Genomic DNA, 22,979 nt, shown 5'->3' on the forward strand with positions numbered 1-22,979 from the left:
CCCAGCAGCCTGTCATGCTGAATAGTACATATTCGCAGGCATCGTAGTGCCGACTTTAGTCGGCTGAGGTCTTTGGCCGCACTGGGAGCCGACTAATGGTCTTCCAGAAATTAATCCGGTGTCGCGGCACGGACTAGACCTGATAGATATGCCAGATCTGCGAGGTCTGGTTAGCGGATTATTTACTGGAAGACCATAAGTCGGCACTACCTATGGCGCAAACAGGAATGTTCCTACGAACCTTCGCTCAGGGTGGCCAAGCAACGGAGCAATCAACAACATCCGCTTCCCTAAGTACATAAGGTAGTGCCCTATGCCCCACCTCATCACTGGCGGTGCCGGTTTTATTGGTACCAACCTAGCCCATACCCTGCTCGCCCGTGGCGAGCAGGTGACGATCTTTGATAATCTGAGTCGCCCGCGCACGCCGCTGAATCTGGCGTGGCTGCAAGCGCAGCACGGTGAGCGCCTGCGCTTTATTCAGGCTGATCTGCGCGATTTCGCTGCGTTGCAGGCTGCCGTGGTTGGCCATGAGGTGATCTATCACCTCGGTGGCCAGGTGGCGGTTACCACGTCGGTGGCCAATCCGCGCGAGGATTTTATGATTAATGCCTTGGGTACCTTCAATGTGCTCGAGGCGGCTCGTCTTGCCCCTACGCCGCCGATTGTCTTCTACGCCTCGACCAATAAGGTCTATGGCGGCATGGAGCATGTGCCGGTGGTGGAGCATGCGACGCGCTATATGTATCGTGATCTGCCCAAGGGGGTGGGTGAAGAGCAGTTGCTCGATTTCCATTCTCCCTACGGGGTTTCAAAGGGGGCAGGCGACCAGTATGTGCGTGACTATGCGCGGATCTATGGGTTGAAGACGGTTGTTTTTCGTCAGTCGTGTATCTATGGCCCGCGTCAATTCGGTGTTGAGGATCAGGGCTGGGCGGCGCACTTTGTCATCGCTGCGGTCATGGGGCGTCCGCTGACCATCTATGGCGATGGGAAGCAGGTACGTGATATGCTCTATGTAGATGATCTGATCGCGGCCTATCTCGCGGCGTTGGAGCGCATCGATCAGGTGAGTGGCCAGATCTACAATATTGGCGGCGGCCCCAGCAATGCGCTCTCGATCTGGGCCGAGTTTGGCCCGCTGCTAGAGCGGCTGGTGGGGCGTCAGCTTGCGGTGACCTATGGCCCGTGGCGTCCGGGCGATCAGCCGGTCTATGTCAGTGCAATTGACAAAGCGGCCCGCGAGTTGGGCTGGCAGCCGCAGGTGAGTGTCGCGGAGGGCATGGCGCGTTTGGTGGCGTGGGTCAAGGCGCAGCGGGAGTTGTTTGAGTGAGGGGGGAGGGGTTTTGAGAAGTATACCTGAAAGCTAGTGGGCACACGCTGGAGTGCCGGCTTTAGCCGGCTGAAGCCGGCACTCCAACGCGTGCCCACTAGCTTTTCAGACAGCCTCTAAGTGATCGTGTAGCGCGAGCTATCTCTATGAGTACACAACCAGTACCAAAAGCCTTTTGCAGCGAAGAGGAGTACCTTGCCTTTGAACGGGCAAGTATGGCAAAACACGCCTATCTGGCGGGCGAGATTGTGGCGCTGACGGGTGGCACGGTCGCCCACAATCTCATTGCGGGCAATCTTTTTGCCGCGCTGCATCAGCAATTGCGCGGTAGCGGCTGCCGTGTCTTTAACAGTGATATGCGTGTATACGTTGCGACGATGGGGAGCTATACCTACCCTGATCTGAGCGTGGTCTGTGGGGCGCTTGGCACGGTTGATGAGCGCCGCGATACCCTGACCAACCCGGTCGTCTTGGTTGAGGTGCTTTCACCTGCGACGGAGCGCTATGATCGCGGGATGAAGTTCCAGCACTACCGCACACTGGCGAGTCTGCAGGAGTATCTTTTGCTGGCCCAAGATCGCCCCTATGTGGAGCATTTTACGCGCCAAGCGGGTGATACGTGGCTGCTGACGACCCTGAGCGATCCATCCGCCGAGTTGGTCTTTGTGGCGCTGCCCTGCCGTGTGGCGCTGGATGTGGTCTATGAGGATGTGGAATTCTGATGCGAAAAATGTAAAAAATCGGAGCAAACCCATGCTTAACCTCCCCTACGGTATCAGCGATTTCTACAAAATTCGTAGCGAAGGCTACGACTATGTTGATCGCACGCACTACATCCCTGCCGTGGAAGCCTTTGGCAAGCACCTCGTTTTCTTGCGTCCGCGCCGCTTCGGCAAGAGCCTCTGGCTCTCGACGCTGGAGAATTATTACGATCTGGCCAAGGCGGCTGAGTTTGAACGGCTCTTTGGCGATCTTGCCGTGGGCCAGAACCCGACGCCCCGCCGTAATAGCTATTTTGTGTTGCGCTGGGACTTTTCGCTGGTTAGTCCGCAAGGTGAGGTTGCTGAGATTGGTCAGGCGTTGCATGCGCATATAAATGCCCGCATCCAAGCCTTTGCCCAGACCTATCAGCAGTGGCTGAAGCATCCGATTACCATCCTACCTGAAAATGCAATCGCTTCGTTTGAGTCGCTCTTGGCAGCCGTACATGTCTCGCCGCACCGCCTCTATCTGCTGATTGATGAGTATGACAATTTTGCCAATGAGGTGCTGATGAGCCGCGTGCGCGAAGGGAGTGAACACTACAAGGCGCTGCTCTATGGCGAGGGGCTGCTCAAAACGGTCTTTAAGGCGGTCAAGGGTGGCAGTAGTGGGCTGGGGATTGATCGTGTCTTTACCACCGGAGTTGCGCCGATTGTACTCAGCGATCTCAGTAGTGGCTACAATATCTCCGAGAGTATCACGCTGCTGCCCAGGTTTAGCCAATTGTGCGGTTTCACTCAGGCCGAAGTGAGCGCGTTGTGGACGCAGGTGGCTGATGGGTGCGACCTGCCTGCTGAGGCTCGCGTTGAACCATTGGAACTCATGCGAACCTACTACAATGGCTACTGTTTTAACATGGAGGTCTCTGAGCCGATCTACAACCCGACGCTGACGCTCTATTTCCTCAAGGCGTTCCAGGAGGGGCGGGCCGCGCCCCGCGAGTTGCTCGATAGTAATTTGGCGATGGATCGCGGTAAGATTACCTACATCGCTGGGCTACCCAATAGCGATCCCGTGCTTGCGTCCGCGCTGGACGATGAGCGTCCCCCCGTGATTGAAGCGCTGGCGCGCAGCTTTGGGGTGGCGGATGTGATCGATCAGCCGAAAGATGAGCGCTTTATGGTCTCGTTGCTCTACTATTTCGGCGTCTTGACCCTTGATGGGATCACTGAGATGGGCGAATTGCGCTTTCGTGTGCCTAATTTGGTTATCCGTAGCCTCTATGCTGAACAATTACGCCGCCATGTTTTGCCACCCGACGAGCAGCGCACGGCGAGCGACGCGGCACGCGCACTCTTCCACCAGGGTGAATTGCAGCCCTTGTGTGAGTTTATTGAGACGACCTACTTTCGCGCCTTGGATAACCGTGACTATCGTTGGGCCAATGAGCTGACGGTCAAACTCGCGTTTCTCACATTGCTCTTCAATGATCGCTTCTACATTGTCGATTCGGAGCCAGCCATCGAGCGCAGTTACGCCGATTTGACGCTGCTGGTGCGCCCGGATATGCGCCACTACGCGCTGCAAGACGCCCTCTTGGAATTCAAGTATCTACCGTTGAGCGATCTGGGGCTGAGTGGCGAAGCGGCCAAAACGACGCCTCGGGCCGATTTGGCCGCCCTGCCACTGGTGCAAACCCGTCTGGCCGAAGCAAGGCATAAAGCCGAAGGGTACCGTGCCACCTTGCAGTGTGCCTACCACAACCGCTTGCGCCTGCATACCTACGTGATCGTGGCGCTGGGCTTTGAGCGCCTGGTGTGGGTGAAGTTGTAGCGACAGTATCTTGCAAATACGATGGCTTCTTGACGTAAAGGCGCAAGGGCGCAGAGGTTTCGGCGGTAGTTACACCAACCCTCTGAAAATGAATGGCGTCCATGCTACAATAGCGCATATACGGAGTATCCTATGCCTGCTTTTGAAGTACGAACCGCGACGGTTGGGCCATGGCCAATGAATGCCTATGCCCTTGTCTGCCCTGAGCAGCGTGTGAGTGCGTTGGTTGATCCTGGGGCTGATCCTGAGCGCTTGCTGGCGCTGTTGGAAGGGACTCAGCCTCGTTTGATCATTCTGACCCATACCCACGCGGATCATGTGGGGGCTTTGGCGCAGATGCGCACCCGTTTGGGGGTGCCGCTGCTGGCTCACGCTGGCCCGCACCATCATGATCTGAAGCTAGAACTTGATCGTGCCCTAGCCGATGGTGACGAACTGGCCTTGGGTGCGGGCCGGCTGCGCGTCTATGCGGCACCAGGCCACTGCGCCGACCAGCTCTGCCTGCGTGATCTTGGCGGTACGAGTGTGCTTGTGGGTGATACGATCTTTGCGGGCGGCCCCGGACGGACGTGGTCGCCTGAGGGTTTTCAGACGACGCTCCGCACGCTGCGCGAAGTGGTGTTACCATGGCCCGATACGACCCACTGTTACCCTGGTCATGGCCCGAGCTTCAACTTGGGTGCGGTACGTTCCCAAATTGTCGCGTTTTGTGAACGTGACCACCCCGCAGATTTCTTTGGTCATGCCGCGTGGTAGCAATATGTAAGAGGTTGCCTGAAAAGTCGGTCGCTACACGGTGGAGTGCCGGCTTTAGCCGGCTAAAGCCGGCACTCCACCGTGTGCCGCGTAGTATGGTACGGCACTGACACCCTTTTCAGACAGCCTCTAAGGAGATATCCATGGCTGATTTGCACAAAGTAGCGCTCTTCACTAACGAGTATCCACCCAATGTCTATGGCGGTGCCGGGGTGCATGTCGAGTATCTAAGCCGGGCCTTGGCAAAGTTGGTGCCGGTGGAGGTGCGCTGCTTTGGCGATCAACAGGTTGTAGCTCCCGATCTCAGTGTGCAGGGCTATGCCCAATGGGCTGAGACGAAGCGTAATACCGATCCGCGCTTTAGTGGTGCAGTAGATGCCTTTGCCCGCTCACTCTTGATGGCGAAAGATAACTTTGATGCTGCGATTGTCCATTGCCATACGTGGTACACCGATATGGGCGGCCTCTTGGCGAGTAAGCTCTGGGGGGTGCCCTATCTGCTTACCATCCATTCGCTTGAACCGCTGCGCCCCTGGAAGGTGGAGCAACTTGGCAATGGCTACCACCTGAGTTCGTGGATGGAACGTACCGCCATTGAGCAGGCCGATGCGGTGATTGCGGTTTCGCAAGAGACACGCGCCGATGTGTTGCGCCTCTTCAATATTGCGCCCGAACGGGTTCATGTGATCTACAATGGGATTGATCTTGAGGAGTATCGTAAAGCGAGTGCTACGACGGTGCTGACCCGCTATGGCATCGATCCGACACGCCCCTTTGTGCTCTTTGTAGGGCGGATTACACGCCAGAAGGGCATTATCCATCTGGTCAATGCGATCCCACAGCTTGATCCAGATTTGCAAGTGGTACTCTGTGCGGGTGCGCCCGATACGCCAGAGATTGGCCGCGAAATGGAGGAACGTGTCGCAGCGGTGCGTGCCGTCCGCCCCGATGTAATCTGGATCAGCGAGATGCTGCCCCGCCCCGATGTGATCCAGCTCTACTCCCACGCAGCGGTCTTCTGCTGCCCTTCGGTCTACGAGCCCTTTGGGATCATCAATCTGGAGGCTATGGCCTGTGAGACCGCCGTGGTCGCGTCGGCAGTGGGCGGAATCAAAGAGGTGGTCATCCCGGAGGAGACTGGGGTACTCGTTGATCCCGATCTGGTTGAGGGTAGCTTCGATCCGCGTGATCCTGCGGGCTTTGCGGCGGGCCTAGCGGCAGCAATCAACCGCGTGGCTGGCGATGCGGCGTTGCGGACGCGCATGGGCCAAGCGGGCCGTAAGCGTGTTGAGGAGCATTTTAGCTGGGACGCGATAGCCCAGAAGACACTTGCGCTCTATCAAGCATTAGTTGCGACACGTTCATGATCATGGTGCTGCGGTTTGACGGCTGTGCCGCCAAACCGCAACACCATAAAGATATTTGGAGCGGAGCATCTGCCCCCTCCCCCACTGGATTGACAATGATCTGATGTCCAAGGCGAATGACAATCTTCAGCATGTGCCCCTCAGCAGCATCCTCAACGCTATGGAGGAGGTGATCTGGTCGGTGCGCTGGCCTGATCTTGTGCCGATCTTCATTACCCCTTCGGTTGAACGGATCTATGGCTATAGCCATGCCGAGTTTATGGCCAATGGGCGACTCTGGGAGGATGCCATCCATCCCGATGATCGTGCGGTTACGCGCCAGATTATGACCTGTTTGATTGATGTGGGTGAGTATAGCGAACAGTACCGCATTATCACCAATGAGGGCACGATCAAATGGGTGCGTAATCGTGGCAAGCTGATCTACAACACTGCCAATCAGCCCGAACGGGTTGATGGGATCGTTAGTGACATTACCCAGCACCAAGAAGCGCTACTTGATCTTCAAGCAACCAAAGAGTTGTTGAGCCATACCAGCCGCATCGCATCGATTGGCGGTTGGGAAGTTGATGTTCCCACCCAGCGCTTGATCTGGTCGGACGTGACCTTTGCAATCCATGAGGTTGTTAGTGGCCAAGAGCCGGACATTACAACCGCTATCAATTTCTATAAACCTGGCCCTTCACGTCAGGCCATTAGCCAGGCGGTACAACGTTGTATCGAAGCAGGCACACCCTTCGATCTTGAATTGGAATTTGTAACTGCCAAAGGGCGAGAGTTGTGGGTACGTGTCGTTGGTCAACCTACGATTACTGCTGGGCGCTGCATCAAGGTCTGGGGTGTCATTCAGGACATCACGGCGCGCAAGCAGGCCGAAGAGGGTTTGTGTGTCCTCGAAGCCGCCGTTGAGTCCGCCCCGGTTGGCGTGGTGGTCTGTGATGCGCGTCAACCCGATCTGCCCATTGTCTATGTCAATCCTGCCATGAGCCAGATTTCGGGCTATAGCCACGCTGAAATTCTGGGGCGTAATCCACGCTTTCTGCATGCTAATGAGTATGACCAAGAGGGACTCCATGCATTGCGTCATGCACTCACCCATGGGATGGCATGCCACGTTGAGTTACGCAACTATCGCAAAGATGGTAGCCCCTATATGGTTGAGTTGAGTATTGCGCCGGTATACGATAGCACTGGCCAGCTCAACCACTATGTCGGTATTCAGCGTGACATCACCCAGCAGCGGCGTTTGCAGCAGCAATTGCTCATGGCGCAGAAGATTGAGGCGGTGGGACGGCTTGCCGCTGGGGTCGCGCACGACTACAACAATGCGCTGCAGGCCATTTTAGGCAATACCGAACTTGCCTTGAGTAGTAGCGGCAACGGCCCGTTGATCAGCTACCTCGAAGAGATTCGCACCGCCGCACAGCGTTCTGCAACCATTACGCGCCAACTGCTTGGCTTCACGCGCAGCCAAGTAGCCCAACCAAGCCCAACCGATCTGAACGCTGTAGCCGAGCAGTTGATTGCCATGCTGCGCCGCCTCATCCGTGAGGACATCAAGCTCTACTGGTCACCTGGACGGGACATTTGGCATGTGTTGCTCGATCCGGCGCAGATCGATCAAATTATTACCAATTTGACGCTCAATGCACGCGATGCGGTTGGCGCAAGCGGGACGATTACGATCACGACGGCTAATGTGGTGGTACGCGAAGCCAGTCCCAGCGGGCCACCGCCGGGCAAATTTGTGCTCTTGACGGTACAAGACAATGGCATTGGCATGGATTGCGCCACCAAAGCACGCATCTTTGAACCCTTCTTTACCACCAAACCAATGGGTCAAGGGACTGGTATTGGCATGCCTTCGGTGGCTAATATTGTACATCAAAATCATGGCTTTATTGCGGTCGAGAGTACCCCTGGTACTGGCACCACCGTGCGCGTCTACCTACCCCGTGCGCCGCATCAAGCGCCAGCCCGCAGCGCAGCCAAACCGCCCAGCAAAAGCCTTGCCATCCCCACAACCTCGCTCAAAGCCACCGTGCTACTCTGCGAAGACGACAGCGCCGTGCGTGATTTAAGTCAGCGCATTCTGGCACGCCTGGGCTACAGCGTCCTTACCGCCGCAAGCCCCGAAGCGGCCCTCAGCCTCGCCGCGTGCCACCCTGGTCCGATTGACCTCCTGATCACCGATGTGGTCATGCCCGAACTCTCGGGCAGCGCCCTGCTGCAACAGATGCTGGCGCTCAGACCGGGGCTACGCTGGCTCTTCATGTCGGGCCATGCGGCTGAGACCTTAGCCCAAGAGGGTGAAATCCCCAGCGGCGAACATTTCATCCAGAAGCCCTTCACAATTGCTGATCTGGCGCTCAAGGTCGAGGCGATTGTAGGCAAAGCATAAGGGTGTGCGAGGGAACCAGGTTCCCTCGCGCTCCCCCCTCAATCAAAAAGGGAGGGGGGGCGAACCAGGTTCGCCCTCCCTCCCTTTTTGCGCTATTTCCTATTTTCTCGTTGCTCGATTCTAACCCTTAGTGGCTGCTGGCTGCGCCAGAACCAAACGGGTTACGCACGTTCTCGACCAGTTCCTGGATGTGGGCAGGCGGGGGCGGAGTGAGGTGCGAGACCGTGAAGGCTACCACGAAGTTGAGGATCATACCAACCACACCGATACCCTGCGCCGAGATACCGAAGAAGTCGTTGATGATCGGCTCCTCGGTGCCAAGCAGCAGCGTCGAGCGCATCATCAGGATCATACCGGCGGTGAAGATCAGGCCAACCAGCATCCCTGCGATGGCACCCTGGCTGTTGGTGCGCTTATCGAAGATACCGAGCAGGATGATTGGGAAGAAGACCGAGGCGGCGAGACCAAAGGCGAAGGCCACAATTTCAGCCACAAAGCCGGGTGGATTGACCCCGAAGTAGCCTGCGACCACCACCGCAAAGAAGATCACGATCCGGCCTACCAGCAACTGGCGCTGTTCGTCGGCTTGGGGGTTAATCAGGCGGTAGTAGATGTCGTGAGCCACTGAACTTGAGATCACCAGGAGCAGACCGGAGGCGGTTGAGAGTGAAGCCGCCAGACCACCAGCCGCCACGAGACCAATCACGAAGGGCGGCAACTGGGCCACCTCAGGTGTAGCCAACACGATGATGTCGTTGTTGATGGTGATCTCACCCTCGTCCATACGGACAAATCCATCACCATCTTTGTCATCAAAGGAAAGCAGACCAGTCGCTTCCCAGCTACGCACCCAACCAAGCTCACGCACCTGATCCAACGGCTGATCGTGCAGGGTCGCAATCAGGTTGTAGCGGGCGAAGACAGCAACGGCGGGGGCGGTCAGGTAGAGCAGCGCAATGAAGAAGAGCGCCCACGCACCCGAGTAGCGCGCACCGCGCACATTGGGCACCGTGTAGAAGCGCACAATCACGTGGGGCAGACCAGCAGTACCAGCCATGAGCGCCAAGGTGATGAAGACCACGTCAATCATCGGGCGCGTACGGAAGGCCTCGGTGTAGGGTTTTTCACCGAGAATCTGCTCATGGATGTAGTCCAGATCAGCAACGATATTGCTGAAGGCCAAGCCAAACTGCGGCACCGGATTGCCGGTCAGTTGGAGGGAGATAGCAACAGCCGGAATGAGGAAGGCGGTGATCAGCACAAAGTACTGAATGACCTGGGTCCAGGTGATGCCCTTCATGCCACCGAGGACGGCGAAGAAGGCGACGATCACCATACCAATGACCACACCCCAGACGATCTCGAGACCCAAGAAGCGGCTAAAGACCACACCGACGCCACGCATCTGGCCGACCACATAGGTCAGCGAGATAAAGATCGCAGAGACTGCTGCCACGGCACGGGCGGTCTGCGAGTAGTAGCGATCGCCCACAAAGTCGGGCACGGTATACTTGCCAAACTTACGCAGATAGGGGGCCAGCAACAGGGTGAGCAGCACATAACCACCCGTCCAGCCCAAGAGGTAGATCGAACCATCAAAGCCAAGGCCCGAAATCAGACCGGCCATACTGATAAACGAGGCTGCACTCATCCAGTCAGCAGCGGTTGCCGCGCCGTTTGCGAAGGGCGGCACACCCTGACCAGCCACGTAGAAACCTTTGGTGTCACGTACACGCGCCCAATAACCGATGTAGATGTAGATGCCAAAGGTTATAAGCACCAGAATTCCGGTCCAAATCTCCGCAGTCATGCAAGCATCTCCTCAGATTAATCGTTGAGACCATACTTCTTATCGAGATTGTCCATCAGCTTGGCGTAGGTGACAATGATGATAATGAAGGCGAAGATGCCACCCTGTTGAGCCATCCAGAAGCTGAGCGGCACACCACGAGCGACGCCGTCACTGCCACCAAATTCCGGTGAACCACCGCCGCCAAACATAATGCCTGACAACGGCCCTGCAAGAAAGTAACTGGTGACAAACGAGAAGATGAACCAAAGAGCGAGGAGAATGCCGATAATCGTTACATTACTCTTCCAATAGGCTGCGGCTTCATCGGCAGAGAGTTTGCCTCTTCCCGAACCAGAGCCAGAACTGGAGCCCGATCCTTTCCACTGTGGATTCTTACTCATCCTACACATCTCCTTTGAATAATCTGAAGATCGCACCGCTACGATCCCCCTAGTACAGGCAGTGAGCAAGCGCAAAACGATAGCAAGCCAGACAGTTTCATCCTTACTGTCCAGACCACCTACACGCTTTGGGTTCCCACACAACCTGAGACCTTATTGTGCCGCTTGAATGTGAAGGACGATTAACATCTTTGTAAAGTTTTCGTAAAATTTTTGCATTGAAGCCTCCTGGCGGGGGCGTGGGGGCGGCTTCGCCGCCCCTGAAGATGTTTCGTTCGTGTTGGCGGCGAAGCCGCCAACACGAACGAAACAAGTGGGTTTGGGGCGTAGCCCCAATGTTGCCGCTGCAAGGGCATCAAGCCCGGCTTGAATCAGGCCATGCTATAATCCACCGTATGGATTATGTGCTTGCCGTAGATCTGGGTGGTACACATGTACGGGTGGCGCTCGTGCGGGCTGATGGGCAGATGGTGGCCCATCGGCGCGTGGCGACACGGGTTGAGCAAGGGCCTCATGCCATCACTGAGCGGATCGTGGCCTTGCTCACCGAGGTGCAGGCGGCGCTCCCTGGGGGGCAAACGCTGCGCGGAGTGGGCATTGGTGCCCCTGGCCCACTTGATCCGACGACCGGCATGATCTATGCGCCGCCCAATCTGCCTGGCTGGGATGCCTTTCCCTTGCAGCAACAGATTGCCGCTGCGACAGGCTTGGCGGTGGTGTTAGGCAATGATGCCAACGCGGGGGCCTTGGCCGAGTGGCGCTTTGGGGGCGGGCGTGGTCTACATAACCTTGTCTATGTCACGGTGAGTACCGGGATTGGCGGCGGGGTGATTGCTGATGGCCAACTGCTCTTAGGGCGGCTTGGGGCGGCGGGTGAATTGGGCTTCATCATACTTGACCCCACCAATGGTACTGTCTGGGAGGATCTAGCTTCTGGAACAGCCCTGGGGCGTGCCGCATCCCAAGCGATGCAGGCAAACCCAACCAGCCTGTTGCACCAACTCGCCACCCCCGCAACCGTCACAGCGGCCCATGTAGCTATGGCCGCTGCCCAAGGCGATGGGGTGGCGCAGCAACTCATGGCGCGTGAAGCGCACCTGTTGGGTTTGGGCTTTGCCACCATCCTGCACCTCTTCAGCCCTGAACTGTTGCTCGTGGGTGGAGGCGTCATCCTCAACAATCCTGCGCTGCTCACGGAAGCCCGCAACATAGCCTATGCCCACGTCAAGGTACCCCTCTACCGCGATGTGCCTATCATTCCCGCCACACTGGGCGAGGAGGTGGGGGTGCTGGGGGCGGCAGCCCTAGCACTTGCGTTGTAAGGGGCAGAAAAGAGGAAAGAGAAATGAGGAAATAGTTGTTAGCGCGAAGAAGCCCTGGACCGAACCTGGGTGCGCGGGCCTCCGGCCCGCACACCGGCGCGTAGGCAAACTCCAAGCTTTTTCGCGCTAAGAAGCTGTCTGAAAAGCTAGTGGGCACGCGTTGGAGTGCCGGCTTTAGCCGGCTGAAGCCGGCACTCCAACGCCAGTTCATGGAATTTTCAGACAGCCTCTAAGGATATGGTTTCAGAAACGCACGTTCAGCTTTACCGTCGTAGTGCCGACGTTAGTCGGCATCCGGGGGTTGTCGGCGACCTCAGCCGACTAAAGTCGGCACTACCTACGGCGCAAACGGTAACGTGCCTTGAAACCATTGCTCCCCTGTTCCCCTGCTCCCCTGTTCCCCTGCTCCCCTGCTCCTCTGCTCCCCTGTTCCCCTGCTCCCCTGTTCTCCTGTTCTCCTGTTCCTCTGTTCCTCTGTTCCCCTGCTCCTCTGCTCCCCTGTTCCCCTGTTCCCCTGCTCCCCTGTTCCCCTGCTCCCCTGCTCCTCTGCTCCCCTGTTCCCCTGCTCCCCTGTTCTCCTGTTCTCCTGTTCCTCTGTTCCCCTGCTCCCCTGCTCCTCTGCTCCCCTGTTCCCCTGCTCCCCTGCTCCCCTGTTCTCCTGTTCCCCTGTTCTCCTGTTCTTCTGTTCCCCTGTTCTTCTCCTATGCACCTTGAACATACACCCGCAGCGCGCCATGCCGCACAGCAGCGTACCCTTAATCTGGCTTGGGTGACGCTTATCTTCTTCTTTACCCTCTTCCTCATCCTTTTGGGCTGGGCTCTCTTCATGCTGCGCCAGAACTACCAGACCGCCATGCGCCCTTTGCCCGATGGTGCAACTGTGATCATTCGTGAGCGCTCCGAGTGGGTTGCGTGGCGTCCAGGGGGGCGCACTATTTTCCAAGGGGCTGATGATGGCCAATTCTTGGCTACCGGCGATACCCTGCGTGCCGCTCATTCGGCGGGTTATGGTCAGATTGCCAGTATTCGCCTGTTTGAAGAGAGCCAACTTGATCTCTGGGCTGGGGCAGAGTTGTCGCTGGAGGCGCTCCGTACAACCCGTTGGCACGCTGGGCTATTGGAAGTGACGCTGCGCCAAAAGAGTGGCTATGTACGCTATGATCTGAAGCCCAATCAGGGTTTTACGCAGTTCCGCTTTACCGTGCTGGTGGGTGAGGCCCAGATTGTCTTAGCGCCAGGGGGTAGCTACAGCATCGATCTGCGCTACCCCGAGCGCGCGATTATGCGTGCCGATCATGGCAATGCCTTTGAGGTTGATGTGGCGGTACGCAGTGGTACGGCGCTCATTACCGGATCGGCGGGCGAAATGAGCATGCTGAGTGAACGTGAGCGACTGCTGATTGATCCCGCCGGGCGCTTGGGTTTGCCTGTTCCGGCGCGCTGGAACCTCATTCGTGACGGGGGCTTTCGTCAGTATAGTGAAATTGAGTATAATAATACAACTCTGAATGATCCCACGGCCCCACAATCACAGACATGGACCGTCTACTCAGTCCCCGATCTGCCCCCAGAACAGCGGGGTTACTTCCGCTTGACTGAGGTCTGTCGGCCACCGCTGTTGTATGACTGTAGCCCCGATGAGCGCCGCACTGCGGCATGGTTCTACCGTATGGGTGGGCAAACGACGAGTTTTACTACGGGCATTAAGCAGGAGTTAGGGCCGCATGGTGAGGGGGTGGACATCTCGGAGTTTCGCTCGTTGCGCTTCTCGGTCTGGGTGCGGGTGGTCTACCAATCGCTGGAAGATACGGGTGATCGCGGGAGTGAATGCCCAGTGATGATCCGTCTCGTGGCCAAACGAACCAGTCCGTCTGATCCGGAAGAGCAGCGGGACTTCTGCGGGTTTGTGGATAAGGATCAGATCCCCCCCACGGTGACCGAGCCGGGTATGGAGTACTACCGTCTGCCGGAGGGGGAGTGGGCGCTGATTAGCTTTGATCTGCGGGCACCAGAGAAACTCCCCGACTACCGCTACCTCCGGCGGGTTCAGATTTTTGCACAGGGCCATGACTATGATTCGCTGGTTACTGAGGTTTCGTTGATTGGTGAGCAGTAGGTTTATACCAAAGCCGATAGCCGATAGCCGATAGCCGGACATGGCGTCTCAATGTGCTTGAATGTTATTAGGCATGCGGACTGTTCAATGGTAATTGGTATTACATATGCTCTACCATGGGGTTGACATCATTGAGGTGGCGCGTATGCGTCGGGCGGTGGAGCGTTGGGGCCAACGCTTGTTGCAGCGCATCTTTACGCCAGGCGAATTGGCCGACTGTGCATTGCCTGGCGGCGGTCTACGCTTTGAGGGTTTGGCGGCCCGTTGGGCGGCCAAAGAGGCGGTGGCGAAGGCGGCTGGCCTAGGGCTCGCTGGTCTCGCGGCTGGCCCCGGTATGCATGTGCATTGGCGCGAACTTGAGGTGGTACGCGCCCCCAGTGGCCAGCCGAGTCTCTGTTTCCACGGCGCTGCCGCAGTTGCTCTGGGCGAGATTGAGTGGGTTTTGAGCCTCAGTCATAGTGCTGAGTATGCGGTCGCAAGCGTGGTAGGAATGAGAAGATAATTGCAGAAAATTGTAACCCAAACAGAGATGTATGCCCTCGAACATGCCGCCGTAGCACATGGGGCAACCTGGGAGGGCTTGATGGAGCAGGCGGGCTGGGGGGTCGCTCAGGTGGCTTTGGCCCGCTTGGGTGATCCCAAGGGCCGCCGCGTAGTGGTGTTGGTGGGGCCGGGGAATAATGGTGGCGATGGGCTGGTAGTGGCGCGCCATGTACACGATGCGGGCGCTCAGGTAGCGCTCTACTTCTGGCGGCGCCAGTTTGCGCCCAGTGATGCCAATTGGCAGCGCTGCCGTACCCGTGGCCTTGCGGAAACAATGGCTGCCGATGATCCTACTCAAACCTCCCTGCGAAAGCTCGTTGCAGAGGCTGATCTCGTTGTTGATGCGCTGCTCGGGATGGGCACCAGCCGTCCGGTTGAAGGCCCATTGGCAGCCATTATCGCAACACTACAACCGCCCCGCCGTCCGTTGGTGTTGGCCATAGACCTGCCCAGTGGCGTTGATGCCGGCACAGGGGCCGCACCAGGTGGGGCGGTCTGTGCCGATCTGACAGTTGCCACCGGCCTGCCTAAACGGGGCCTGCTGCTCTATCCTGGCCGTCGCTTGGCTGGAACGCTTGAACTTGCAATCCTTGAACTTCCCCACGACTATTTGGAGACAACGATGAGTGATCTGTTACGCGCCGCTGAAGTCCAACCGCTCCTGCCCGCCCGTCCACCTGACGCCCATAAGGGCAGTTTTGGCAAAGTTCTGGTACTTGCTGGCTCGCTCCACTTTCCCGGCGCGGCCTACTTAGCCTGCGCGGGGGCTGCCCGTGTCGGTGCGGGCTTGGTGACCCTCGCTGGGGGCCGGGCTGTCCTTGGTAGCGCGATGCGCCTGCCGGAAGCGACGCTGCTGCCGCTGGCTGAGGGTGATTGGGGGGCAGTAGGGCCGGGGGCGCTCGCTGAATTGAACAAGGCTCTGCCCAACTACCAGGCTCTCGTACTTGGCCCTGGCATGGGCCAAGGCGAGGCGACGGGCGAGTTTTTGCAACGGCTCTTGGGCCTCGAGACGCCCAAAAGCCGGGTGCGGGTTGGCTTTTTGATTGATAGCAACTCTGATGAAGCTACCGAGAATGCGGCCCCTGACCTGCCCCCCACGGTTCTTGATGCCGATGGTCTCAATCTGCTGGCCAAGATCGAGGAGTGGCATGAGCGCTTGCCGCGTGAGCGCTTTGTGTTTACGCCCCACCCTGGTGAGATGCGGCGGCTGCTGGGGGTGGAGCAGTTACCTGCCGATCTTGTGGCTACCGCATGTGAGGCAGCTAAGCGATGGGGCCAAGTTGTGGTACTCAAGGGTGCGACCACCATCATTGCCAGCCCTGATGGGCGCAACCGCATCCATGATGGTGCCAACCCAGCGTTGGCTACCGCCGGTACCGGCGATGTCCTCGCTGGTGTGATTGGCGGTCTGCTGGCCCAAGGGCTGGCCCCCTACGACGCCGCCAGTCTCGGCGTCTTTCTCCATGGTGCTGCCGCTGCCCGTGTCCGTGCGACCCTCGGTGATGCCGGAGCGTTGGCGAGCGATTTATTGCCGGAGTTGCCCCGGGCCATGCTCGAATTACGTTAAGCCTGCGGCGGGGCAGCCCCGACAACATCGGTTATAATAATGCTACACCCATAAGTTATTGCGCGGAGAGAGAGCCCCCGATGGCCTTTAGATTTATTGCCACCGAACTTGACGGTGTACTGATCGTCGAGCCTGATTGTTTTCGCGATGAGCGCGGTTTCTTTCTCGAAACCTATCGCCAAGCCGATTATGTCGCCAATGGGATTGATTGTACCTTCGTGCAAGATAACCACTCCCAGTCGCGCCAAGGCGTCTTGCGTGGCCTGCACTATCAGGACATGAGCGCACCAATGGCTAAATTGGTACGCTGTTCGCACGGTGCCATCCTTGATGTAGCGGTGGATCTTCGCTTTGGTTCACCCACGTTTGGCTGCTGGATTGCGGTTGAATTGAGCGATGAGAATGCACGTCAACTCTTTGTGCCTGTAGGTTTTGGCCACGGCTTTCTGACCCTCTCGCCTGTGGCCGAGGTGCAGTACAAATGTTCAGGCTATTACCATCAGCCCGCTGAAGGCGCAGTGCGTTGGGACGATCCAGAGATTGGCATTGATTGGCCCATCAGCGATCCAACCATCTCAGAGCGTGATCGCCAAGCCTTGAGTTTGGCTGATTATATTGATCGTCCGGCATTTCTCTTCTCGGCTGATCAACAGAGGTAGTTGGTAAACTTATGCAGCGTATCATCATCCTCATTGGTCTTTTTGCCATAGCCATTCTATCTATGCAGAAGCTTCATGCTCAGTCTACTGAGCCCATCTGCTTCCCTGATGTGCCGGGCATTGACGCTTGTATTGCGTCGAGCTTTGCGGAGTATTGGCGCAGCAATGGCGGCTTGCCCATTTTTGGCTACCCGTTAGGCTCTGCGAGTAGTGCTGAGGCGGTAGAGGGGCAGGCGCTAACGACCCAATGGACGGAGCGGAATCGTTTGGAGTGGCATGCCGCCAATCCGCCAGCCTACCGCGTGCTGTTAGGGCGCATTGGGGCTGAACGCTTGGCCCAATTGGGGCGTGATTGGGCCACCGAGCCGCCTGAAGCCGGCCCGATCCCCGGTTGTCTCTGGTTTGCTGAGACAGGGCGGAATGTCTGTGACCAGGGCGAAGGGGTTGGTTTTCGGAGCTATTGGGAGACGCATGGCCTGCGTCAGCCCGGCCTCAGCGCCTATGAGCGCTCACTGGCACTCTTTGGGCTGCCACTGACCAGTGCGGCCCCAGAGCCGGGACCTGATGGTACGCCAATAATGACCCAGTGGTTCGAGCGGGCGCGCTTTGAGTGGCATCCCGATAACCCTGAAGATTTCCGCGTGCTGTTGGGTCTTTTGGGCCATGAGGTACAGCGAGTTGCCCCAAGCCAGCCTGCGACCCCACCGTGGGCTGCTTTGTCACCAATTGGGATTGAAATCAACCGCAACCGCGTCGGTCCACTGGCCGAGCGCATTGCTGAAGTTGGCTTCAGTTGGGTGCGCTACAACGGGATTCGTTGGGATGAAGTGGAAGCCGAGCGTGGCCAGCGTGATTGGACAACGCTCCAGAGGGTCGAACAAGAACTCGCGGCTATTTCAGCCCAAGGTGGCACAACGATGCTGGTGGTGCGCGGAGCCCCTGCGTGGGCTCAGGCGGTACCTGGTAAACGTTGTGGCCCCATTCGCCCCGAATACCTCGCTGATTTTGCTGCGTTTATGGCTGAATTGGTGACCCGCTATAGCCAACCGCCCTACAATGTTATCTATTGGGAATTGGGGAATGAGCCTGATGCGCCCCATAATCTGCTGAATGGGAATGAGCCCTTTGGCTGTTGGGGTGATCTCGACCAGCCCTTTAATAATGGTGCCGCCTATGCTGCGATGCTTGAAGCGGTCTATCCAGCGATCAAAGCCGCAAACCCCGAAGCCCAAGTGGTCTTGGGGGGGCTCTTGCTCGACTGCGATCCAGCCCGCCCGCAACCCGATGGAAGTCCGTGCATCGCCGGTCAGTTTCTTGAGGGTGTCCTACGGGCCGGGGGCGGTGCTCACTTTGATCTGCTGGGCTATCACGCCTATACCTATTGGTCACCTGAACGCCGTGACTGGAATATGCTCGTGCCCAAATGGGAGGCGCGTGGCGGGGTCTTGTTGGGCAAACGCGACTTTGTGGTGGAAACGTTAGCTCGCTATGGTTACCAGAAGCCGCTGATCATGAATGAGGGTGGGTTGCTCTGTTGGCAAGCCGATCCGAGTTGTGGGCCACGGGGCTTTTTTGAAGATCAAGCCAACCACGCCATTCGCCTCTATACGCGCATTGCGGCTAGTGACGTCATCGGTGCAGTCTGGTACACGCTCAATGGCCCTGGCTGGAATGAGGGCGGCATGCTTGATGCCAACCAGCAACCGCGACCAGCCTTTGTAGCAACGCGCTTCCTCGCGCACCAACTCCGTGGTGCGCACTACCATGCAACCCTCAGTACTGATAGTGTTGAAGGCTATGCCTTTGCTACGCCTGAACGTCAGATTATGATCTACTGGAGCAATGATGCCACCACGGCTACGTTGCCCCTTCCGCCTGGCACACAGACGGCCTATAATTACCTTGGTGAAGCTTTACCGCTTGATGGTGCAAGCTTCACGGTTGGCTTTGAGCCGATTATTCTTGTTGGTACGCCATAAGGGTGAGCGCGGGAACCCGTGGCGGGGGTTTGGGGGAGGCGAAGCCTCCCCCAAAAAATGGGGTTTGGGGCGTAGCCCCAAAGCGGGTTTCAGGGCGGCAGCCCTACACGTCATGCGCATGGGGCCTAGCCCCAAAGCTACAAAACGGTACACACCTATGCTCTCACGTGTTGCTGATAGCCTCTACTGGATGAGTCGCTATTTGGAACGGGCAGAACACACTGCTCGCCTCTTGGGGGTTGGCCTCACCCAAACCTTGGGTCAGAATGCGGCTGCGGCGAAACCGCGTTGGGCACGGATTCTCACCGCGTTGCATAGTGCGTCGTTGACGAGCCTTGAGGCTGATACCTATGCTATCACTGAGGCTTTGACCTTCGATCCTGAAAATAGTAATGCGCTGGTCTCGTGCGTAACCCATGCGCGTGAGAATGCCCACCAAGTTCGTGAGCAGATCAGTTCTGAGATGTGGGAACAGGTGAATCGGCTCTATCTGCGGATGCGTACCACCTCGGCGGAGCAGATTTGGCAAGAAGAACCGATTGATTTTTTCCATTCAGTCAAGGAGGGTGCCCATCTCTTCCAAGGCATTACCGACGCGACCATGAGTCACGATGAGGGCTGGTACTTCATTCAGGTCGGTCGCTACATTGAGCGCACCGATGCAACTGCGATGCTGCTGGATACCCACTTTCGCCCATACCTTGCCACGCTGCCTGATGAGCCACCTGCGCTTGAGTTTAATGATTGGGTGGCGTTGCTCAAGTGTTGCACCGCCTTCGAGTCATACTGTAAAGTCTATACTGCCGATGTGCAACCCACGCGTGTCGCTGAGTTCCTGTTGCTCGATGCCCACTCGCCGCGCTCGGTGCGCTTTGCTGCCGATCATATCCAGCGCGGCTTGCAGGCTATCGCCCGTTCGACCGGCTCGCGTGCTGCTGGACGGGCTGAACGGCTGGCTGGACGCTTGCGCGCTGCGCTCGACTACGGTCAAGTGGACGAAATTCTCGCCGATGATATGCATGGCTCGCTCTCTGCTATTCGCCGTTCGTGTGATGGCATTCACGCTGCCATTTATCAGACCTATGTGGCTTATCCGGTTGAGACCGTCTTCAGTCAGCAGTTTTAATCCGCATCCTATTTCTTCATTTCTTACGTCCTCATTTTCTAACTCATGTATTACTCAATTCTGCACAAGACCCGCTTTCGCTACAGTTCACCTGTGCGCGAGAGTGTGACCGAGGTGCGTATGCAGCCGCGCTCTGAAGGCTTGCAGCGTTGCCTCTCCTTCAAGCTTACTTCTAGTCCAGCGGCTCGAGTGCATAGCTATAGTGATAGCTATGGCAATATCGTACACCACTTCGATATTCCCGCGCCGCACAAGAGTACGACGATCACAGCGGAGGCGCTTGTTATTCTCCCGCCACCACCGAGTATCCCTGAGGCGCTGGATCGTGATGCGTGGGAGCAACTTGAGCTTATGACCCGTGAGGAGGATTATTGGGATTTTTTGGCACCGAGCCACTTTACCCATCCTACGCAACTGCTGACACGCTTTGCCACTGAGTTAGAGGTGTATCGTCGTGATGATCCCCTTACGCTGCTACGCTCGATCAATGAGCGCATGTATGATGCCTTTGATTACGAATCGGGCCATACTGAGGTTGATTCGCCCATTGATCTTGCGCTCAAAACCCGCAAAGGGGTCTGCCAGGATTTTGCCCACATTATGATTGCGCTTGTGCGCCCGCTCGGTATTCCCTGCCGCTATGTGAGTGGTTACCTCTTCCACCGCGACGAAGACCACGACCGCTCGGAAGAGGATGCCACCCATGCCTGGGTTGAGGCGCTCATTCCTGGCTTTGGTTGGGTTGGCTTTGATCCGACCAATAACCTCATTACGGGTGAGCGCCACATTCGTACCGCTATTGGCCGCGATTATGCCGATGTACCACCAACTCAGGGTGTCTTTAAGGGCAAAGCCGAGAGTATTCTCGAGGTTGGGGTCAAGGTTGTTCCTACTGAGCGCCCCATTGATGAAGAAGAGGTTGATCCGCGTCCTACTGGAACCATTACTGCCTTCCTCAAGGCTGAAGCGGCGGCGGAGCAACAGCAGCAGCAGTGAGCCAAGGAAATAGGAACGAGGAAGTAGGAAATAGTGCGACTCCAGACCTCACAGGGCTTTACGGCTCCACCCGTTGCCATGCGGCTTGCAGTATTGCATCAGGTGTGGCCGCCAGATCAAGCGTGGCGTTCCACTGGTAGCTGCGTGGCCACTCACTGAAGATTGGCGCAAGGCGGTAGATCAGGTTGGCGCTCCACTTGGCCTCATTGGGTTCCCAGCCGCCACTAGGCGTGGCGCGTAACACCACCTGATTGCCGCGCCGTTCGATCCAATACTCGCCACGCAGCGTGCCAAGCATGGGGTCTGCGTTGATCTGGAAGCCACCATGGGCGCTTGCTCCGTCGGCCATGGCTGCAAGGTGGGGTAGGGGCGGCGTGAAACTGACGCGCACTTCGTGGTCGTTGAGGCTGCGCCGCATCTGGGCAATCGCCGGGTGGCCATGCTGTTCCACCAAATCGTAGCTTGTGCCGTTGGCCTCGGCCTCGTTGGCACTGGTCTGCACGAGTGGTGCAAGGGGGCCATGCTGCTCTGGGTTGAGCGTGACAATCAACGGATCGTTGCTGTAGCGCATAAAATACATGCGCATGCCGTCCATCGGCATCGGCATCGTATCGGGCTGGTGGGCTACCCCATCAATCAAGATACTCACCTCTGTATCGGCTTGGCGCACAAAATAGAACTCACGCAGATAGACGAGTGGTAGTGCAGAGGGTTCAGTCGCGGCGGCCCCCATTGGGGCGAGGAGCCCAAATGGTTTGCGTGGGGTTGGGTTACGCTCATTGATACGTAATACCACCGGACGGCCCAAGAGATCATCAAAACTGATGTCGGCTTGAACCCCCGCCTCGTCTACCATGAAGCTGGCACCGATCAAAGGGCGCTCGACCAACTCGTTCAGCCCCCCCCCAGCAATCGCGTAGGTCGCTGGATCGAGGCGCAGACCAGGCTGGTGAAAGACATCCACCGTACCATCTACGCGCCAACCAATCACCAGCATACCAACCCCGTGGCGTTCATCAGCAAAAACCTGTGGCTCAAAACCGAGATAGACCTCATCGGGATCATGCTCAAAATTGATCAGCAGCAGGTGCTGCATGGGATCAATCTCAAGCTGAAAGGGCGCATAGAGCGGCCCGGTGGCCGTTGGCGCATACAGCTCGGCTGGGTGCTGGGCCGGATAGACAGGATGACGCGGACGACTCAAGGCCAACACAATGGCCACGCCGACAATGATGAGGCTCACAAAGGCCAGAGGCCGCCAGCGCCGTAGGGTGAACAAGCGATTCATGGACTTACTCCTGCTGGTTGTTCCATGTTGGCGGCGAAGCCGCCAACATGGAACAACCAGCGTTTTTTGGGAGAGGCTTCGCCTCCCCCGAAGAAGTTCTTTCGTGTTGGCGGCGAAGCCGCCAACACGAAAGAAAAAGCGGGTTTGGGGCGCAGCCCCAAAGCGGGTTTTAGGGCGGCAGCTCTAAATGTAATGACTATGGGGCGTAGCCCCAACGATGTTACTATAGCCTTAGGATAGAGCATAGCGCATAGCGTGTGCGCTGGGATCACATCAAAATGTAGTTTCTCTTTGGCACGCTGACGGCGACGCCGCAGAACGGCGAGCGCTGATGCTCACCAGCGTTCACAACCTTGTTCCGCTGATCGGCGTGATCGCGGCCTGCGTTGCCTTGGGAGTGCCGCGCAGCAGCCTGCAATCTACAATCGTAAATGGTATAAGGTCGTCTACAGGGGGGCGCGAGGGAACCTGGTTCCCTCGCATTCCCCCAGTGCCGACTTTAGGGAAGCGGATGTTGTTGATTGCCCCGTTGCGTTGCCACCCTGGGAGAAGGTTCGTCGGAACGTTCCTGTTTGCGCCGTAGGTAGTGCCGACGTTAGTCGGCTTCCCATTGCTGCCAAAGACCTCAGCCGACTAACGTCGGCACTACGATGCCCGCCCATGGACTATATCAGCATGACAGGCTGCTGGGATACGTAACAATTTCTGCTTCCCTAACTAGGTCACTCATCACTCGTCACTCGTCACTCGTCACTTCTTTGGGGCGTGGGATGCGGCCTACGATGCCCACTACGTCTC

Annotated in this window: 17 protein-coding genes; 14 read left to right on the forward strand and 3 right to left on the reverse strand. The window is 57.5% G+C overall.

Features of this window, described 5'->3' with window-relative positions:
• Positions 1-313: 313 nt before the first annotated feature.
• The 6 genes from CJ255_RS14895 (at position 314) to CJ255_RS14920 (ending at position 8,392) form a co-directional block, all read left to right on the forward strand.
• A complete protein-coding gene (locus CJ255_RS14895; protein ID WP_097644891.1) occupies positions 314-1,333 on the forward strand; it encodes an NAD-dependent epimerase/dehydratase family protein in 1,020 nt (339 codons plus the stop codon).
• A 146-nt stretch (positions 1,334-1,479) separates the two neighbouring features.
• Positions 1,480-2,055, forward strand: a complete 576-nt coding sequence (locus CJ255_RS14900; RefSeq protein WP_097644892.1) for a Uma2 family endonuclease — start codon at positions 1,480-1,482, stop codon at positions 2,053-2,055.
• Positions 2,056-2,086: 31 nt separating this feature from the next.
• Positions 2,087-3,868, forward strand: coding sequence for an AAA family ATPase (locus tag CJ255_RS14905; RefSeq protein WP_097644893.1), 1,782 nt, complete (start codon positions 2,087-2,089; stop codon positions 3,866-3,868).
• A 132-nt stretch (positions 3,869-4,000) separates the two neighbouring features.
• The gene (locus CJ255_RS14910) at positions 4,001-4,624 is read left to right on the forward strand and encodes an MBL fold metallo-hydrolase (RefSeq protein ID WP_097644894.1); all 624 of its coding nucleotides are present in this window, start codon (positions 4,001-4,003) and stop codon (positions 4,622-4,624) included.
• A gap of 143 nt (positions 4,625-4,767) precedes the next feature.
• Positions 4,768-5,991 carry a glycogen synthase gene (gene glgA, locus CJ255_RS14915; protein ID WP_097644895.1) on the forward strand — a complete coding sequence of 408 codons (1,224 nt, stop codon included), beginning with the start codon at positions 4,768-4,770 and terminating at the stop codon, positions 5,989-5,991.
• Between the two features lie 103 nt (positions 5,992-6,094).
• Positions 6,095-8,392 carry a PAS domain S-box protein gene (locus CJ255_RS14920; protein WP_097644896.1) on the forward strand — a complete coding sequence of 766 codons (2,298 nt, stop codon included), beginning with the start codon at positions 6,095-6,097 and terminating at the stop codon, positions 8,390-8,392.
• A gap of 127 nt (positions 8,393-8,519) precedes the next feature.
• Here CJ255_RS14920 and CJ255_RS14925 read toward each other — a convergent pair whose 3' ends face one another.
• Entirely contained in the window at positions 8,520-10,202 is a 1,683-nt protein-coding gene (locus CJ255_RS14925) for a sodium:solute symporter family protein (protein ID WP_097644897.1), read from the reverse strand.
• Between the two features lie 17 nt (positions 10,203-10,219).
• Entirely contained in the window at positions 10,220-10,585 is a 366-nt protein-coding gene (locus CJ255_RS14930) for a DUF4212 domain-containing protein (protein WP_097644898.1), read from the reverse strand.
• A 395-nt stretch (positions 10,586-10,980) separates the two neighbouring features.
• Between CJ255_RS14930 and CJ255_RS14935 the strand changes: the two genes are divergently transcribed.
• The 8 genes from CJ255_RS14935 (at position 10,981) to CJ255_RS14975 (ending at position 20,893) form a co-directional block, all read left to right on the forward strand.
• Positions 10,981-11,907: an ROK family protein gene (locus CJ255_RS14935; RefSeq protein ID WP_165774732.1), complete on the forward strand. Its 927-nt coding sequence runs from the start codon at positions 10,981-10,983 to the stop codon at positions 11,905-11,907.
• 703 nt (positions 11,908-12,610) lie between these two features.
• Positions 12,611-14,023, forward strand: a complete 1,413-nt coding sequence (locus CJ255_RS14945) for a hypothetical protein (protein WP_097644901.1) — start codon at positions 12,611-12,613, stop codon at positions 14,021-14,023.
• Between the two features lie 106 nt (positions 14,024-14,129).
• Complete coding sequence (acpS, locus tag CJ255_RS14950) at positions 14,130-14,525, forward strand: holo-ACP synthase (protein WP_097644902.1); 396 nt, start codon at positions 14,130-14,132, stop codon at positions 14,523-14,525.
• The gene (locus CJ255_RS14955; protein ID WP_097644903.1) at positions 14,526-16,133 is read left to right on the forward strand and encodes an NAD(P)H-hydrate dehydratase; all 1,608 of its coding nucleotides are present in this window, start codon (positions 14,526-14,528) and stop codon (positions 16,131-16,133) included.
• 80 nt (positions 16,134-16,213) lie between these two features.
• Entirely contained in the window at positions 16,214-16,792 is a 579-nt protein-coding gene (gene rfbC / locus CJ255_RS14960) for a dTDP-4-dehydrorhamnose 3,5-epimerase (RefSeq protein ID WP_097644904.1), read from the forward strand.
• An 11-nt stretch (positions 16,793-16,803) separates the two neighbouring features.
• On the forward strand, positions 16,804-18,771 hold the full coding sequence (locus tag CJ255_RS14965) for a cellulase family glycosylhydrolase (RefSeq protein ID WP_097644905.1): 1,968 nt from the start codon (positions 16,804-16,806) through the stop codon (positions 18,769-18,771).
• Positions 18,772-18,928: 157 nt separating this feature from the next.
• Positions 18,929-19,897 (forward strand): alpha-E domain-containing protein, encoded by a 969-nt coding sequence (locus CJ255_RS14970; RefSeq protein ID WP_097644906.1) that lies wholly within the window; start codon positions 18,929-18,931, stop codon positions 19,895-19,897.
• A 45-nt stretch (positions 19,898-19,942) separates the two neighbouring features.
• Entirely contained in the window at positions 19,943-20,893 is a 951-nt protein-coding gene (locus CJ255_RS14975; protein ID WP_097644907.1) for a transglutaminase family protein, read from the forward strand.
• Between the two features lie 58 nt (positions 20,894-20,951).
• Here CJ255_RS14975 and CJ255_RS14980 read toward each other — a convergent pair whose 3' ends face one another.
• Positions 20,952-22,181, reverse strand: coding sequence for a hypothetical protein (locus CJ255_RS14980; RefSeq protein WP_097644908.1), 1,230 nt, complete (start codon positions 22,179-22,181; stop codon positions 20,952-20,954).
• Positions 22,182-22,979 lie beyond the last annotated feature (798 nt).

It is taken from the genome of Candidatus Viridilinea mediisalina (genome assembly GCF_002532535.1).
GTDB lineage: Bacteria > Chloroflexota > Chloroflexia > Chloroflexales > Chloroflexaceae > Viridilinea > Viridilinea mediisalina.

Bases quoted from the DNA above. Each gene is read 5' to 3' on its own strand.
- CJ255_RS14895 (WP_097644891.1), top strand. From the start codon at position 314: ATGCCCCACCTCATCACTGGCGGTGCCGGTTTTATTGGTACCAACCTA.
- CJ255_RS14900 (WP_097644892.1), top strand. From the start codon at position 1,480: ATGAGTACACAACCAGTACCAAAAGCCTTTTGCAGCGAAGAGGAGTAC.
- CJ255_RS14905 (WP_097644893.1), top strand. From the start codon at position 2,087: ATGCTTAACCTCCCCTACGGTATCAGCGATTTCTACAAAATTCGTAGC.
- CJ255_RS14910 (WP_097644894.1), top strand. From the start codon at position 4,001: ATGCCTGCTTTTGAAGTACGAACCGCGACGGTTGGGCCATGGCCAATG.
- glgA (WP_097644895.1), top strand. From the start codon at position 4,768: ATGGCTGATTTGCACAAAGTAGCGCTCTTCACTAACGAGTATCCACCC.
- CJ255_RS14920 (WP_097644896.1), top strand. From the start codon at position 6,095: ATGTCCAAGGCGAATGACAATCTTCAGCATGTGCCCCTCAGCAGCATC.
- CJ255_RS14925 (WP_097644897.1), bottom strand. From the start codon at position 10,202: ATGACTGCGGAGATTTGGACCGGAATTCTGGTGCTTATAACCTTTGGC.
- CJ255_RS14930 (WP_097644898.1), bottom strand. From the start codon at position 10,585: ATGAGTAAGAATCCACAGTGGAAAGGATCGGGCTCCAGTTCTGGCTCT.
- CJ255_RS14935 (WP_165774732.1), top strand. From the start codon at position 10,981: ATGGATTATGTGCTTGCCGTAGATCTGGGTGGTACACATGTACGGGTG.
- CJ255_RS14945 (WP_097644901.1), top strand. From the start codon at position 12,611: ATGCACCTTGAACATACACCCGCAGCGCGCCATGCCGCACAGCAGCGT.
- acpS (WP_097644902.1), top strand. From the start codon at position 14,130: ATGCTCTACCATGGGGTTGACATCATTGAGGTGGCGCGTATGCGTCGG.
- rfbC (WP_097644904.1), top strand. From the start codon at position 16,214: ATGGCCTTTAGATTTATTGCCACCGAACTTGACGGTGTACTGATCGTC.
- CJ255_RS14965 (WP_097644905.1), top strand. From the start codon at position 16,804: ATGCAGCGTATCATCATCCTCATTGGTCTTTTTGCCATAGCCATTCTA.
- CJ255_RS14970 (WP_097644906.1), top strand. From the start codon at position 18,929: ATGCTCTCACGTGTTGCTGATAGCCTCTACTGGATGAGTCGCTATTTG.
- CJ255_RS14975 (WP_097644907.1), top strand. From the start codon at position 19,943: ATGTATTACTCAATTCTGCACAAGACCCGCTTTCGCTACAGTTCACCT.
- CJ255_RS14980 (WP_097644908.1), bottom strand. From the start codon at position 22,181: ATGAATCGCTTGTTCACCCTACGGCGCTGGCGGCCTCTGGCCTTTGTG.